A 15,384-nucleotide genomic window follows, 5' to 3' on the forward strand; every position below is an offset into this window, starting at 1 on the left:
GAGGATACTTCCTTCTCGCCTTTTATCAATTTTCTACTTGATAGAGGAGAAAACCGTATGGAGGAATGTTTGCACGCAATGTTTTTGCTTCTACAGCAAATTGCTCGTTTGTCCATAAGTTCGTTAGCCGTTTTCCTTTAAGAGACAATGGGACCGTGACTTCAATATTTTTGTTGTTATTGTTGATCATAACTAAAATCGTTTCGTGCTTGTATGTTTTCGTATATATTAAATGATTTGTTTCATTATTTGCATCAATAAATGTAATATTTCCTCGACTTCCAAGAGCAGGATGAGTCTTGCGAAGCGAAATGAGTTTTTTCACATGTTCTAATATATCGCGGTTTTGTTTACTTTCATCCCAAATCATACATTTGCGGCATCCTGGATCTTGCCCACCTGTCATACCAATTTCGTCACCATAGTATATGCATGGAGAACCGGTAAAAGAGAGTTGGAATAAAAATAGCAGTTTGACTTTTCGTACGTCATTGTTACATGTCGTTAAAATTCTTGGTGTATCGTGACTGCCAAGCAAGTTAAAAGCGACTTCATTGACGTTTGCTGGGTAAGAATGCAGAACGTTCATAATTATATTAGCAAATTGTTCAGCACGGATTTCGTCTTTGGCGAAAAAGCGGATAACGCCATTCGTAAATGGATAATTCATGACAGCATCAAATTGATCGCCTCGAAGCCATGGCATTGCATCGTGCCAAATTTCTCCGAGAATATAAACATCCGGTTTGATTGCTTTCACCGCTTGACGGAATTCTCGCCAAAATTGGTGGTCTACTTCGTTTGCTACATCTAATCGCCATCCATCGATATCAAACTCGCGAATCCAATATGTTGCTACATCTAATAAATACTGCTTTACCTCAGGATTTTCCGTATTTAACTTTGGCATTTGCTCAACAAATGCGAACGTATCATAGTTTGGTCTTGGGACTGTCCGTAACGGAAATTCGTGAATATGAAACCAATCCTTATATTTTGAATTATTACCATTTTTTAGCACATCTTGAAACGGTGCAAAATAGTAACCGCAATGATTAAATACTGCATCTAGCATCACTCTTATTCCTTTTTGATGGCAAAGATCAACAAGTTTTTTAAATGTTTGTTTATCTCCAAAATGTGGATCGATTTCAAAATAATCTATCGTATCATATTTATGATTAGATGGCGCATAGAAAATAGGAGTAAAATAAATGCCGTTAATACCGAGCTCAACAAGATAATCAAGGTGTTGTATAATCCCTTCAAAATCGCCGCCGAAAAAACTTGTTGGTGTCGGTTCTTCGCTTCCCCAAGGTAGCGTTCCCTCTGGATTCAAAGACGGATTTCCATTTGCAAAGCGCTCCGGGAAAATTTGATACCAAATCGTATCTTTTGCCCATTCGGGCGCATGAAATACATCGATTTTATTTAAAAAAGGAAAGCAAAAATAGTAAGCGGTATCATCTGTTGGTGCCTCGTTGTAAAAACCTTTTTCCGTATATACTATCGTTTCACTGCCTGCTGTTAATTCAAACCCGTAACGAAGGCGGCGGTATGGAGGAACAACTTCAATAAACCAGTAGTCAAACAAATCGTCTGACCCGTTTTTCACCATGGGAGCACGGTTCAGCTGCCAAACGCCGTTTACCCATTCATACGGATCAGCATAAAGAAGGTAAACGGTTTCGATATCATTTTTTTTCGTACGAAGGCGAATATGTAACGTTTTTTCATTGTACGCATAAGCAAAGTTATCTTTTGGACGATGATAAATGGCTTCTTTCAACATTTTCTTTGCCACTCCTTTAACAAGAGCAATCGTTTGCACATAAATATGTTTTTGTACTTAAAGAGTAGGATAATTGAACAAAAAAGTCAAATTTTTATTGAAAAAAACTTGTCAAATAAAAAATAGACGATATAATGAAAGTGAGCGGTGCAATCGTTTTCATGGATAACTTACTCTTTTTTTGTAGTTTTGTGCAAACGATTTCCTAATACAAGCGATTGCGCTATAAGTGAATTAACTTTTAGGAGGGGGATATATGAAAAAAGTTGTTTCATTGTTTATGGTGATGATTCTTCTGATCGGCGTTTTGGCTGCGTGTGGTCCAAAGCGTGATACCGAACAAGTGAAAGAAAACAAAAAGGAAACTACAACAGAAAATGTAAAAAAACCAGAAAAATTAGTTGTTTGGGTAAATGATGAAGAAAAGCAAAAACAGGCATTAAGCGATATCTTTAAAAAATACACAGAGAAAACAGGAATCAAAATTGAAATGGTCGCTGTGAACATGCTTGATCAAGCGCAAAAAATAGCGCTGGACGGTCCGGCAGGAAAAGGTCCAGACGTGTTTTTCCAGCCGCATGACCGCATTGGTGACATTGTTATCCAAGGTTTAGCTGATCCAGTTGATCTTGGCGATGCAAAAAGCGAATATAACAAAACAGCAATTGATGCGGTTACTTATGACGGTCAAACTTATGGTGTACCTTTTGTCGTGGAAACATACGGTCTATTCTACAACAAAGATTTAGTACCTGAAGCTCCGAAAACGATGGAAGATCTTATGAAAATCGCGAAAGAAAAAACAAATGCTGCAAAAGACCAATATGGTTTCTTGATGGAAGCAGCAAACTTCTATTTTGTCTATCCATTCTTTGCAGGGTATGGCGGCTACGTGTTCCATAACAAAGATGGCAAAGTGGACACAAGCGATATCGGGTTGGCAAATGATGGAGCTGTAAAAGGGGCTGAACTTGTTCAATCTTGGTTTAAAAATGGATACATTCCAAAAGAAATTAACGAAGATATTATGAACGGCTTATTTCAAAAAGGAAATGTAGCGACGATTATTAGTGGCCCATGGAACATTGCCACATATCATGATGCGTTAGGGGATAAATTAGCGACTGCTCCACTTCCAGTATTAGAAAATGGCGAACATCCAAAATCGTTTGTCGGTGTGAAAACATGGATGTTATCTGCTTATTCGAAGAACAAAGAATGGGCGACGGACTTTATGAAATTTGTGACTAACGAAGAAAATTCACTTCATTACTATGAAGTTGCTGGTGAAATGCCAGCAAATGAAAAAGCGTTAACAAATGAAAAAATTAAAAATAACCCATTAATTTCCGGATTTGCAGAGCAAATTCAATACGGAGAGCCAATGCCAAACGTACCGCAAATGTCACAAGTATGGGATCCAATGGGCAATGCGTTACAATTCATCGCAAAAGGTGATGATCCAAAAGCAGTATTAACGGAAGCAGTAAAAACGATTCAAGATAAAATCGCAGCAAGCGGTGGAAAATGACGTAATAATTTGGTGGATAGAGCTCTCTATCCACCATTCTTATCACGTATAGGGGGGATACAACATGCCTGAAAAAAGGGTGCGGCATAATCCGGTTGTTGCCGTTGTGTTATCGGTCCTTTTTGCTGGCTTAGGGCAATTATACAATCGGCGCTATGTCAAAGGGATTTTATTTATTATCATTGAAGCAGCTTTTTTGATGACGTTTTATAACTTTTTAAACATTGGATTATGGGGACTCATTACATTAGGGGAAATTCCGAAAGTCGATCATTCGATTTTCTTGTTAATTCAAGGTCTAGTTTCTGTCATTATCATCGCATTTGCGGCCGCTCTTTACTATTTTAATATTATGGACGCGCGGAAAGATGCGCTTCGCCTTCAACGTGGAGAACCGTTTCCGTCGCTGATCGAATCTTGCAAAAACGCTTGGGATAAAGGATTCCCATATGTATTTGTCACTCCTGGTCTTGTCATGCTGGTATTTATTGTCGTGCTACCTCTACTTTTTATGGTATCCCTAGCGTTTACTGATTATAACTTATATAATTCTCCACCGCGCCATTTGTTGCATTGGGTTGGGTTTGAAAACTTTAAAAACTTAGTATCCGTGCCAATTTGGCAAAATACATTTTTCAGCGTATTTTCTTGGACGATTGTGTGGACAATTGTCGCTACCACTTCGCAAATTGCGCTAGGATTATTTTTAGCCCTTTTAGTCAATGACCCGCGCATTAAATTTAAACGGTTCATTCGGACTGTATTAATTTTGCCGTGGGCGGTTCCAGCGTTCGTGACGATTCTCGTGTTTGCAGCGATGTTTAACGATAAATTCGGAGCGATTAACCGCGATATTTTAAGCGCATTTGGCGTGATGATTCCATGGATGAACGACCCGTTTTGGACAAAAGTCGCCTTAATTTTGATTCAAACATGGTTAGGCTTCCCGTTTGTATTTGCCTTATTTACTGGCGTGCTGCAAAGCATTTCCCGCGATTGGTACGAAGCGGCGGACATCGACGGAGCTTCTCGCTGGCAAAAGTTTCGCTCGATTACATTGCCGCATGTGCTCTATGCGACGGCTCCGCTATTGATTATGCAGTATGCCGGCAACTTTAATAACTTTAATATTATTTATTTATTCAACGATGGCGGTCCGGCAGTGCGTGGTCAAAATGCCGGAGGAACCGATATTTTAATTTCTTGGGTATATGATTTAACGTTTACGACAAACAACTACAATATGGCTGCAGCGATTTCCATTATTATCGGATTGATTGTGGGCGGCTTTGCTTTATACCAATTTAGACGTACACGTTCCTTTAAAGAGGAGGGGAACATTTAATGAGTCGAAAAACAAAATCACGAATCGAAGTCACGTTGATTTATTTATTTATTGCATTTATGTTTGTTATTATCGCATATCCGCTTCTTTGGACCATTAGCATGTCATTCAATCCGGGAACGAGCTTATATTCTGCATCGTTAATTCCAGAAAAGCCGTCTTTGGAACATTATAAATGGTTATTTACAAGCCCGCAGAGTGATTATTTGCTATGGTATAAAAATAGCTTATTCGTTGCATTTGCCAATTCTATTTTATCTGTCTTTTTTACAGCATTAATTGCTTATGCGTTTTCCCGCTACCAATTTGTTGGACGGAAAATGGGATTATATTTATTTCTTGTGCTACAAATGTTTCCGTCATTGATGGCGATGGTCGCACTTTATATTTTACTAAATATGCTTGGGCTTTTAGACTCTCTATGGGGACTTATTCTCATTTATGTCGGTGGGCAAATTCCGTTTAACGCCTGGCTTGTTAAAGGGTATTTTGACACGATTCCACGCGAGCTTGATGAGGCGGCACGCATTGATGGTGCAGGACATTTGGCTGTGTTTTTCCGAATTATGCTTCCACTTGCGAAACCGATTTTAGCGGTTGTGGCGCTGTTCAATTTTATGGCACCGTTTACGGATTTCTTATTGCCATCAATCGTTTTACGCGATCCAGAAAAATATACGCTTGCAGTCGGATTGTTTAACTTTATTAGCGACCGATTTGCCAATAACTTTACTCGTTTTGCCGCTGGTTCTATTTTAATTGCTGCGCCGATTGCCATCGTATTCTTATTCTTGCAACGTTATTTAATTTCTGGCTTAACAGCAGGTGGAACAAAAGGGTAATAACCGTTATGATAGAATTGGTATTACCCCTTTCCGATGAGTCAAACGATACTAGAGATAAAGAGGGGAAGCGGAAATGGGGAATCGAGTATTCGCTTTATTTATGCTTCCGTTTCTTCTTTTTTGTGCGGTTCCGGTACAAGCTGCTGAAAAAGAAGAACGGACATGGCAAGATGAGGCAATTTATTTTATTATGGTCGACCGCTTCAACAACATGGATCCGACCAATGACCAAGACGTTAATGTCAATGATCCAAAAGGATATCACGGCGGTGATTTAAAAGGAGTGACCGCCAAACTAGACTACATTAAAGATATGGGATTTACGGCGATTTGGCTGACACCGATTTTTAAAAATGAACCGGGCGGCTATCATGGGTATTGGATTCAAGACTTTTACAAAGTCGATCCGCATTTTGGCACGATGGAAGATTTAAAAACGTTAGTGAAAGAAGCGCATAAACGCAACATGAAGGTGATTCTGGATTTTGTCGCCAACCATACCGGCTACCACCATCCATGGCTGAATGACCCGGCAAAAAAGGATTGGTTCCATGAGAAAAAAGAAATTTTCGATTGGAATAACCAAAAGCAAGTAGAAAACGGCTGGGTGTACGGCCTCCCGGATTTGGCGCAGGAAAATCCGGAAGTGAAGCGCTATTTAATTGATGCGGCAAAGTGGTGGATCAAACAGACCGATATTGACGGCTATCGTTTAGATACTGTTCGCCATGTGCCAAAATCATTTTGGAAAGAGTTTTCCAAAGAAGTAAAATCAGTTAAAAAAGACTTCTTGCTGCTTGGAGAAGTATGGGCTGATGATCCGCGCTATATTGCGGATTACGGAAAATACGGCATCGACGGGTTTGTCGATTATCCGCTTTACAACGAAATCACGAAAGTGTTCAGCAAGCGCGATCAATCGTTGCGGCCGCTTTACGACGTATGGGAGTATGACAAAACATTTTACGATCGCCCGTATTTGCTTGGAACATTTTTAGACAATCATGATACGGTACGTTTTACAAGACTTGCGATAGAAAATAAGCAAAATCCAATAACGAGAATTAAGCTCGGTTTAACGTATTTGTTCTCTGCACCGGGCATTCCGATTATGTATTATGGAACAGAAATTGCAATGGACGGCGGGAACGATCCGGATAATCGTCGCTTAATGAATTTCCGTACTGACAAGGAAATCATTGATTATATTAAAAAATTAGGGGAACTGCGCCAACAGCTACCATCGCTACGGCGCGGCGATTTTACATTGTTATATGAAAAAAACGGTATGGCTGTCTTTAAGCGGACGTATAAAGACGAAACAGCGGTCATTGCCATTAACAATACCGGAAAAACACGAAAGGTTCATTTGACAAACAATCAACTTGCCCCGGGAAAAGAACTACGCGGACTGCTGGCAGGAGATTTAGTCCGAAGCGATCGCGACGGATATGATCTCATTTTAAATCGCGAGACAGCGGAAATTTATGTGCTTGCGAAAAAGACGGGGCTCAATATTCCATTTATTGCAACGTTAATTGCCATTTATGTGCTATTTGGGTTGTTTTTATATTATGTAAAGAAAAGGTCAAAACAGACAACCTAGGAGGGAAAAAAGATGCTCGAGGATACAAGCTTCGCCATTCAGCCGGAACAAGATGACAAAACGCAAGAAACGCACCGGATCGACATCGGGAATATGCATACATTTTCTCATACGGAACACGTATTTTCATTCCATTGCGACACAGGAATCGTCAAAATTCGATTTTACCGTGAAGATATTGTCCGTATCGCCTTCAACCCTTTTGGCGAAACAAGTTTGTCCACAAGTGTCGCTGTCGTAAAAGAGCCGGAAAAAGTAGATGCCTCCGTACATGAAACCGAGGAAGAGGTGACGTTAACATCGGCAAAACTGACGGTTGTTTTGCAAAAACGACCGTTTCGCGTCCGCATTTACGACAATCATGGACGACTGCTTGTTGCGGAAGGAAAAAAGGGGATGGCGTTTACCTACCAAGGAGAAGTATGCTGTTTTAAAATGATGGATGAAGCTGACCATTTTTACGGATTTGGTGAAAAAACAGGGTTCCTCGATAAGCGTGGCGAAACAATGACGATGTGGAATACGGATGTGTATGCGCCACACAATCCGGAAACGGACCCGTTATACCAATCCCATCCGTATTTTATGACGGTGCGAAATGGAAGTGCGCATGGCATTTTCTTTGACAATACGTACAAAACAACATTTGATTTTCAAACAGCGACCGATGAGTATTGTTTTTCCGCAGAAGGAGGGGCCATTGATTATTACGTTTTTGCTGGTCCAACGCCAAAGGACGTGTTAGAACAATATACGGATCTTACCGGCCGAATGCCGCTTCCGCCAAAATGGGCACTCGGGTATCATCAATCCCGCTATAGCTATGAAACCGAACAAGAAGTAAGAGAGATCGCACAAACGTTTATCGAAAAAGACATTCCGCTTGATGTCATTTATTTAGATATTCATTACATGAATGGCTATCGCGTGTTTACGTTTGACCGTAACCGTTTTCCGAATCTGAAGCAGCTCATTGCCGATTTAAAACAAAAAGGAATTCGTGTTGTTCCGATTGTCGACCCCGGAGTGAAAGAAGACCCAGAATACGTCATTTACCAGGAAGGCATTCACCATGATTATTTTTGCAAATATATCGAAGGAAACGTTTATTTTGGAGAAGTCTGGCCGGGCAAGAGCGCGTTTCCGGATTTTACAAATAAAAAGGTGCGAAAATGGTGGGGAGAAAAGCACCAATTTTATACGGATTTAGGCATTGAAGGCATTTGGAACGACATGAACGAACCATCCGTTTTTAACGAAACGAAAACGATGGACGTCAAAGTGATACACGACAACGACGGCGATCCGAAAACGCATCGCGAGCTTCATAACGTGTATGGCTTTATGATGGGAGAAGCAACGTATAAAGGAATGAAAAAATTATTAAACGGAAAGCGCCCGTTCTTATTAACACGCGCTGGCTTTTCCGGCATTCAGCGCTATGCCGCGGTATGGACGGGGGATAATCGCAGCTTCTGGGAACACTTGCAAATGTCACTGCCGATGTGTATGAACTTAGGATTATCTGGAGTTGCGTTTTGCGGTCCGGATGTTGGCGGTTTTGCCCATAACACGAATGGAGAGCTGTTGACGCGATGGATGCAAGTAGGGGCGTTTACGCCATATTTTCGCAATCATTGCGCGATTGGGTTCCGCCGTCAAGAACCGTGGGCGTTTGGGGAAAAATATGAGCGCATCATAAAAAAATATATTCGATTGCGCTATCAGTGGCTTCCACATTTATATACATTGTTTGCGGAGGCACATGAAACAGGGGCACCTGTCATGAGACCATTGTTTTTCGAGTACCCGGATGATGAAAACACGTATAATCTGTATGACGAATTTCTCGTTGGTGCCAATGTATTAATTGCGCCGATCATGACGCCGAGCACGACCCGTCGCGTCGCTTATTTCCCGAAAGGAAACTGGGTGGATTATTGGACAGGCGAAGTGCTAGAAGGCGGTCAATACCATTTAATTTCTGCGGATTTAGAGACATTGCCAATTTTCATTAAACAAGGATCGGCTATTGCCTTAGGTGACGTTAAGCGTTCGACAGAAATGCCGGACGAACATCGGACTGTTCATATTTATAAGGCCAATGGTGGCAAAGCGACGTATGTACTGTATGATGATGACGGACAAACGTTCTCTTACGAAAAGGGAGATTATTTACGCATGTATATTGAGGTCGAATATGGCGAAAATTCCGTGCATATCGTAACGAAAAGCGAAGGAACGTATCAACCAAGTTGGAAGCTCTCTTTTGCAATTCATCACGCGACGGAACAGACGAAAGTCACGATCGATGGAAACGAACAAAATGCGATATTTGATCCTCATCAGCGTATCCTACTCATCCAAAGTGAATGAGCATCGAATGGGGGAGTAAATGATGAACGTTACGATAAAAGATGTTGCAAAACGAGCAAACGTGGCTCCCTCCACGGTTTCCCGCGTTATTGCCGACAGTCCGCGAATTAGTGAGAAGACGAAGCGAAAAGTGCGACAGGCAATGAAAGAACTTGGCTATCATCCGAATTTTATTGCGCGCAGTTTGGCCAATCAAGCAACACAGGTGATCGGCATTGTCATGCCAAGCGCAGCGGAACAGGCGCTGCAAAACCCGTTCTTTCCAGAAGTCATCCGCGGCATCAGCAAAGCAGCACATGAAAAAAAATACGCTTTGCAAATGTCCACAGGCGAAAAAGAAAAAGAAATTTACGAAGGGGTTGTGGACATGCTTCAAGGCCGCCGCGTCGACGGAGTGATTTTATTATATTCGCGCATCAATGATAGACTGATGAAATATTTGCAAAAACATCAATTCCCATTTGTCGTCATCGGGAAGCCGCATCAAAAGGAAGAACAAATCACCCATGTCGATAATGACAATTACCGGGCGAGCAAAGAAGCGACGGAGCATTTGATCGCGCGCGGCCATGAACGAATCGCTTTTGTCGGCGGCAATAAGCAATATTTAGTGACTGTCGACCGATTGCATGGTTACGAGGAGGCTTTGAGAGAAGCGGGCCTTCCTTATCGCGAAGACTATATCATGCACGAAGAATTTTTGCAGGAAGGCGGCCAAGAAGCGATGAAAGAGCTGCTTTCGCTCGCTGAGCCGCCGACAGCGCTCGTCGTTGCCGATGATTTAATGGCCTTAGGCGTGCTGAAGACATTGGATGAAATGGGACTGCGCGTTCCCGATGACATTTCGATCGTCAGCTTCAACAACACGCTGCTGGCGGAAATGTCGCGCCCGCCGTTAACCTCGGTCGACATTCATATCTTCCAACTCGGTTACGAAGCAACGAAAAACTTAATCGAAAAAATCGCCAACCCAAATGAACCGATTAAGCGCATTATTATCCCGCATCGGCTTGTCAGACGGTTTTCGTGCGATTATTATCGGAAATAAAAAGCTGGCACAAACGGTCACCCTACACGTGATCGTTTAGAGTCAGCTTTTTCAAATTGAGAAGTTCATTTATCATGAATGGATAGTTGTATTTCTCTGATCGAAAATAGAGGAGTTTTATGCTGTTTCCTTAAAAGTTTTTTCTGGAGATGCTTCAAATGATTATAACGGCTTATTCCTCCTCATTTTTTTCTACAGCATGTCCACCAAATTCGTTGCGTAAAGCGGCTACCACTTTGCCTGTAAATGTATCGGTTTCTAATGAACGATACCGCATCAATAAAGACATAGCGATGACAGGAGTAGCGGTTTGTAGATCTAAAGCCGTTTCGACTGTCCATTTTCCTTCACCGGAAGAATGCATAATCCCTTTGATTTCCTCTAATTTTGCATCCTTAGAAAAGGCGCGTTCTGTTAATTCCATGAGCCATGAACGAATAACAGAACCGTGATTCCACACTCTTGCCACTTTTTCGTAGTCATAATCGAATTCACTTTTCTCCAATATTTCGAATCCTTCACCAATGGCCGCCATCATCCCGTATTCAATCCCATTGTGGACCATTTTTAAGAAGTGGCCGCTACCTGCTTTTCCTGTATATAAATACCCATTTTCCACAGCGGTATCTCGGAAAAGAGGCTCGACAACGTTCCAAGCTTCAGAATCCCCTCCAACCATGTAACACGCTCCGTTACGAGCACCTTCCACTCCACCAGTCTCTCAAAGTATGAATGTACGTAATATCCGTAACCCATTTCTCGTTGATGGTTGTCGTTGAGAAGTCCTGGTTCAGCAGGTTATCGTGTTCTTCCATCTTGCCCTTATTGGAATGGGGGCGGTACTTTTTTCTGATAATGGAATAAATGCCTGCAGCCTTCATCAAACGCTGAACCCGTTTCAGGCTGACTTTGAGCCCTTCTTTTTCAAGCATATGGTGGATCTTCGGTGCTCCGTATCTCTGCTTGCTTTCCGTATGGATTTTTCGTATTCTGTCTGTCAGCTCCCGGTTTTCCCGTTTTGTTTTTGACTCTGTTTTTTGTTTGGATTGATAGTAGGTACTTCTCGGCACGCCAAGGACCGTACACATGGTTTTAAGGTCATAATGGTGTTTGGCTCTTATCTCGTCAATCATGGATATAACAGTGGTTTGATCTACTTCTTTGCGAATATGGCCATAGCTTTTTTTAAGATTTCGTTTTCCTCTTTCAGCCGGTGCAATTCTTTTTGCAGGTTCAGAAATTCTTCCGGGGTAAAAGAGCCCCCGTCATCCAGCTTAACCGGTTTTTGTTTTCTGATCCATTTGTAGATTGTCATTTCAGACAGGCCATATTCGCTGCAGATCTGTTTTACTGGTGTTCCAGTTTGATAAAGCTCAACCACCATTTCCTTAAATTCAGCATGATAACGTTTACGTTTTTCGCTTGTGTTACCCATATCAGGACACATCCCTTCGTTAATATTATATTTCACTAAAGGGTGTCCATGAAACTATACTAGCATCACTCCGACGGAAGTAAAGGAATGGAATATGTCTCCTGGAGAAAGCTTGCAGGTGTTCGAAACAGACAAGGGAACCATTGCGATGTTGACTTGCTATGACATCGAATTTCCAGAAATCGTTCGAATGGCAAAGGCGAAAGGGGCTGATGTCATTTTCTGCCCTTCATGCACCGATGATCGTCACGGATTTTATCGTGTTCGTTACACCAGCCATGCGAGAGCAATCGAAAATCAAGTTTATGTCGTCACCACTGGTACGGTAGGTTCCCTTCCTACGGTTGATTTCATGAGGGCAAATTTTGGGCAAGCGGCGGTGATTACACCGAACGATATCCCATTTCCTCCGCGCGGCATCTTGGTAGAAGGAGAAATCAATCATGATATGATTGTAACCGCTGATCTCGATTTAGAGCTGTTATATCAGGTTCGCGAAAGCGGTTCTGTCACCACGTGGCGTGATCGACGCACGGATCTTTATCCGGATTGGAAATAAAATGTGACTAGCTGCTCTATAAGGATCATCGCTATTTGTTGCCGAACAGCTTGAACAAGAAGGTTTTTCACATGTTTATTCCATTGAAGGCGGTATGAAAGCGTGGAGCGAGCATTTACAACCGGTCAAAATCGCTGAGCTGAAAAACGGCGGTGCGATTTATCAATTTGTCCGTCTCGGGAAAGGCTGCCTGTCCTATTTGATCGAATCAAACGGAGAAGGTGCGCTTATTGATACAAATCGCATGACGGATGTATACGTTGAGTTTGCGAAGGAACGCGAGATTTCTATTAAATATGTCATTGATACCCATTTGCACGCAGACCATATTTCCGGCGGCCGCAAGTTAGCTGAACAATTGGGAGCGACGTACTATTTGCCTCCAAAAGATGCGACAGAAGTGACCTTTTCCTATGCACCGATTCAAGATGAGGATCGCATTCAGGTCGGTCATGCAGTGATCGAAGCTGTTTACTCACCGGGACATACAATTGGCAGCACTTCGTTTATTATAGATGACCAATATTTACTAACGGGAGATGTTTTATTTATCGATTCGATCGGTCGTCCGGATTTGGCTGGAAAAGCGCAGGATTGGGTGGGGGATTTGCACAAGACATTATATGAGCGCTATAAACAATTAGCAGATGACCTGTTGGTTTTGCCTGCACATTTTATGGTACCGGGTGAAATGAATGACGATGGTAGTGTTGGTACTACATTGGGTATGTTGTACGCAAAAAATCATGGTCTCAATATCGCGAGCGAAGAAGAGTTTCGAAAAACGGTGACGGAAAACTTGCCTCCGCAGCCGAATGCTTATCAGGAAATTCGGCAAACAAATATGGGAAAGCTTCATCCAGATGAAGAGCAGCAACGCGAGATGGAAATCGGTCCAAACCGTTGCGCAGTCCGGTAATGATTAAAAAAGGGAGACTTGAGTCATTCATGCCGAGTCTCCTTTTTCTCCCTCCGCAAATATTTTTTAAATTAAGTAAACGGAAAGCTATATTGATAACTAACAAGTAAAGACAATGCCTCTATTCCAAAATTTGTTTAGAAAAATAAATCGGTTGATTATATACTTATACATGTATATAATTGTTCATAAATAAAAACAATAGAGGCTCGGAAATTAACTAACTGATTCCGGGTATTTTGGGGGATGAAAGCTAATTTTTGGAGGAACTTTGGAGTTTTCATAAGTCATTTTCAAAAAAATTCATGCCAAATAAACCACATGAAGTGGATTTTTAAAAAAATGTATTTTAAGATGGCTTTATAGGGACAAAAGAGCTTTAATTATTGGATCTATATTGGAAAAGTTACTCTTTTCCGCCTCCTTTGTCCACGCATCGGCATGCTGGCACATGCCGATGCAATATGTGCGAATACTCCAATGTCTTGAACTGCGCCCTCTTGAATCCTCCAAATGATAATCAATCTTTTGACGCTTGATACAACGCTCGACCCCAGTGCGCAAAGAATAGCGCTTATACCATTCTTTGCTGTCACGTTTCACTCTTGGAAAAAGACGAGGATTATCCTTTGTCGATGTATAAAAGGTGCGTCCATATGCCGAATCAGAGCACGGATTGGGACATTTCCATTTCCCAACTGCAGCTGGACACCGCCATTTACGACGATAGGTTTTCTGATTTAATCCCCAATGGATCATCTGTCGACCTATGGGGCAGATTGGAACACCATCGAGATTAATATCCATTTCTTTGTGCTGAAATTTTTTGGAACGCCTTGGGTTCAGGTCAATAATCGCTGAAACATCATAGTGCTCCAACATTTCATAAATGGCATAAGCATCCAGAGCTGAATCCAGGATGGCTTCTCCGAACTTCCAATCGGGATACCAGTGTAGAAGTTCATGGAATGTACTCACAAACAGGACGGAATCGTGTTTGCTTGCCCGGTACAACCTTGGGTAGATGGGCAGGTTATACGGACTGTCCGAGGCAGCCACCATAAAAAGATTTCGTCCGTAATAGTACTTTTCTCTTGAACTGTCCCAACCCCAATCGGCATCGGGGTCTGAGAATTGGCGGTTACAATCGCACTTCCAATTCCCTTTCTTCCGGCAGTCACAAAGGAATTTCCCGTATGGCCGGCCACCGGTTTCAACAGGAGTGCCATCAGCGAGAATACTGAGGGACTGAGTTTCCCCTAATAACCCGGCTGATGCCGATTTATTTACAAATAGGGATTGGAATAGGATTTGAAGTTGATCATGTGCCTTCGGTGTATACCGGACTTTCTTATTTTTTAAAGCACGGCGAACCAGTTTCTCAACAATTTGTGGGTTCTTGGGTTCAAGCTTTTGATTCTTTTTCCCTTTTTTCCTGGGTTTCTTCAATTTTCGCTTTTTACGGTTGGACAGGTGCGGAGTAGGACTAAGCCAAAGCCGGTTAAAAAAGTCATAAAATGTACCTACTCCAGGCACATTGCCCGGTGAAAAACCACTAAGGATCGCAAGGACATGGTTCGTTTTTAGATGAAATACCCAATGATCGACGCTGGTTACCCTTTGTTGGTGCATCAGAAGCAAGCTTCGAAGCATATCACAAGGGTTCCGTGGCTTTCTTCCCCTAGGGTTAGAGGAGTAACGATGTTTAAGCAGATCCGCTGTATCTGTTAGGTCCATTAAGGAACACCAGATAATAGGTTCAAAGTAGAAATCTTTTAAAAAGGCTTTACTAATAGAATGGTTGTCGAATTCTTCAACGACAAATTTTAGATATGATTCGTGTGAACGAATGTTGCCAAGCATACAAATTCCCCCGTATTCAGTATAAAAAATAACCTCACTTAATTGTTGAGGCGAATGTATGTTTG

At 41.9% G+C, this 15,384-nt stretch carries 10 protein-coding genes and 3 pseudogenes; 8 read left to right on the forward strand and 5 right to left on the reverse strand.

Annotated features, from left to right (window positions below; translation table 11 throughout):
* Positions 1–25: 25 nt before the first annotated feature.
* Complete coding sequence (locus NSQ44_RS08950; protein WP_340856649.1) at positions 26–1,792, reverse strand: alpha-glycosidase; 1,767 nt, start codon at positions 1,790–1,792, stop codon at positions 26–28.
* A 256-nt stretch (positions 1,793–2,048) separates the two neighbouring features.
* On the opposite strand from NSQ44_RS08950, the gene NSQ44_RS08955 reads away from it, so the two are divergent.
* The 6 genes from NSQ44_RS08955 to NSQ44_RS08980 all read left to right on the forward strand — a co-directional run bounded on the left by NSQ44_RS08955 (position 2,049) and on the right by NSQ44_RS08980 (position 10,543).
* On the forward strand, positions 2,049–3,323 hold the full coding sequence (locus tag NSQ44_RS08955) for a sugar ABC transporter substrate-binding protein (RefSeq protein WP_340856651.1): 1,275 nt from the start codon (positions 2,049–2,051) through the stop codon (positions 3,321–3,323).
* Positions 3,324–3,387: 64 nt separating this feature from the next.
* The gene (locus NSQ44_RS08960; RefSeq protein WP_339211495.1) at positions 3,388–4,668 is read left to right on the forward strand and encodes a carbohydrate ABC transporter permease; all 1,281 of its coding nucleotides are present in this window, start codon (positions 3,388–3,390) and stop codon (positions 4,666–4,668) included.
* Positions 4,668–5,510 (forward strand): sugar ABC transporter permease, encoded by an 843-nt coding sequence (locus NSQ44_RS08965; protein ID WP_012749390.1) that lies wholly within the window; start codon positions 4,668–4,670, stop codon positions 5,508–5,510. Before NSQ44_RS08960 ends, NSQ44_RS08965 begins: the two co-directional genes overlap by 1 nt.
* Positions 5,511–5,586: 76 nt before the next feature.
* On the forward strand, positions 5,587–7,119 hold the full coding sequence (locus NSQ44_RS08970; RefSeq protein WP_340856656.1) for an alpha-amylase family glycosyl hydrolase: 1,533 nt from the start codon (positions 5,587–5,589) through the stop codon (positions 7,117–7,119).
* A gap of 12 nt (positions 7,120–7,131) precedes the next feature.
* A complete protein-coding gene (locus tag NSQ44_RS08975; protein WP_340856658.1) occupies positions 7,132–9,495 on the forward strand; it encodes a glycoside hydrolase family 31 protein in 2,364 nt (787 codons plus the stop codon).
* A gap of 22 nt (positions 9,496–9,517) precedes the next feature.
* Positions 9,518–10,543 carry a LacI family DNA-binding transcriptional regulator gene (locus NSQ44_RS08980; RefSeq protein WP_340856660.1) on the forward strand — a complete coding sequence of 342 codons (1,026 nt, stop codon included), beginning with the start codon at positions 9,518–9,520 and terminating at the stop codon, positions 10,541–10,543.
* A gap of 172 nt (positions 10,544–10,715) precedes the next feature.
* On the opposite strand, the pseudogene gnd reads toward NSQ44_RS08980, so the two are convergent.
* From gnd to NSQ44_RS08995, 3 genes and pseudogenes are all read right to left on the reverse strand, one after another.
* A pseudogene (gene gnd, locus NSQ44_RS08985) lies at positions 10,716–11,261 on the reverse strand (phosphogluconate dehydrogenase (NAD(+)-dependent, decarboxylating)); the annotation flags it as partial.
* Positions 11,236–11,676: an IS3 family transposase gene (locus NSQ44_RS08990; protein ID WP_340856662.1), complete on the reverse strand. Its 441-nt coding sequence runs from the start codon at positions 11,674–11,676 to the stop codon at positions 11,236–11,238. The pseudogene gnd and the gene NSQ44_RS08990, both read right to left, overlap by 26 nt.
* Positions 11,677–11,696: 20 nt before the next feature.
* Positions 11,697–11,978, reverse strand: coding sequence for a transposase (locus NSQ44_RS08995; RefSeq protein WP_340856664.1), 282 nt, complete (start codon positions 11,976–11,978; stop codon positions 11,697–11,699).
* Between the two features lie 64 nt (positions 11,979–12,042).
* On the opposite strand from NSQ44_RS08995, the pseudogene NSQ44_RS09000 reads away from it, so the two are divergent.
* Together NSQ44_RS09000 and NSQ44_RS09005 are read left to right on the forward strand one after the other, a co-directional pair.
* Positions 12,043–12,537: pseudogene (locus NSQ44_RS09000) on the forward strand (nitrilase-related carbon-nitrogen hydrolase); the annotation flags it as partial.
* Between the two features lie 22 nt (positions 12,538–12,559).
* Positions 12,560–13,456: pseudogene (locus tag NSQ44_RS09005) on the forward strand (MBL fold metallo-hydrolase); the annotation flags it as partial.
* Positions 13,457–13,816: 360 nt separating this feature from the next.
* On the opposite strand, the gene NSQ44_RS09010 reads toward NSQ44_RS09005, so the two are convergent.
* The gene (locus NSQ44_RS09010) at positions 13,817–15,319 is read right to left on the reverse strand and encodes a transposase (protein WP_094244664.1); all 1,503 of its coding nucleotides are present in this window, start codon (positions 15,317–15,319) and stop codon (positions 13,817–13,819) included.
* Between the last annotated feature and the right edge of the window lie 65 nt (positions 15,320–15,384).

The organism is Aeribacillus sp. FSL M8-0254, assembly GCF_038008845.1.
Taxonomy (GTDB): Bacteria; Bacillota; Bacilli; order Bacillales; family Aeribacillaceae; genus Aeribacillus; species Aeribacillus composti.

Coding starts and splice junctions, on each gene's coding strand:
- NSQ44_RS08975 (WP_340856658.1), top strand. CDS start 7,132: ATGCTCGAGGATACAAGCTTCGCCATTCAGCCGGAACAAGATGACAAA.
- NSQ44_RS08950 (WP_340856649.1), bottom strand. CDS start 1,792: ATGTTGAAAGAAGCCATTTATCATCGTCCAAAAGATAACTTTGCTTAT.
- NSQ44_RS08980 (WP_340856660.1), top strand. CDS start 9,518: ATGAACGTTACGATAAAAGATGTTGCAAAACGAGCAAACGTGGCTCCC.
- NSQ44_RS08990 (WP_340856662.1), bottom strand. CDS start 11,676: ATGATTGACGAGATAAGAGCCAAACACCATTATGACCTTAAAACCATG.
- NSQ44_RS08955 (WP_340856651.1), top strand. CDS start 2,049: ATGAAAAAAGTTGTTTCATTGTTTATGGTGATGATTCTTCTGATCGGC.
- NSQ44_RS08965 (WP_012749390.1), top strand. CDS start 4,668: ATGAGTCGAAAAACAAAATCACGAATCGAAGTCACGTTGATTTATTTA.
- NSQ44_RS08970 (WP_340856656.1), top strand. CDS start 5,587: ATGGGGAATCGAGTATTCGCTTTATTTATGCTTCCGTTTCTTCTTTTT.
- NSQ44_RS09010 (WP_094244664.1), bottom strand. CDS start 15,319: ATGCTTGGCAACATTCGTTCACACGAATCATATCTAAAATTTGTCGTT.
- NSQ44_RS08995 (WP_340856664.1), bottom strand. CDS start 11,978: ATGGGTAACACAAGCGAAAAACGTAAACGTTATCATGCTGAATTTAAG.
- NSQ44_RS08960 (WP_339211495.1), top strand. CDS start 3,388: ATGCCTGAAAAAAGGGTGCGGCATAATCCGGTTGTTGCCGTTGTGTTA.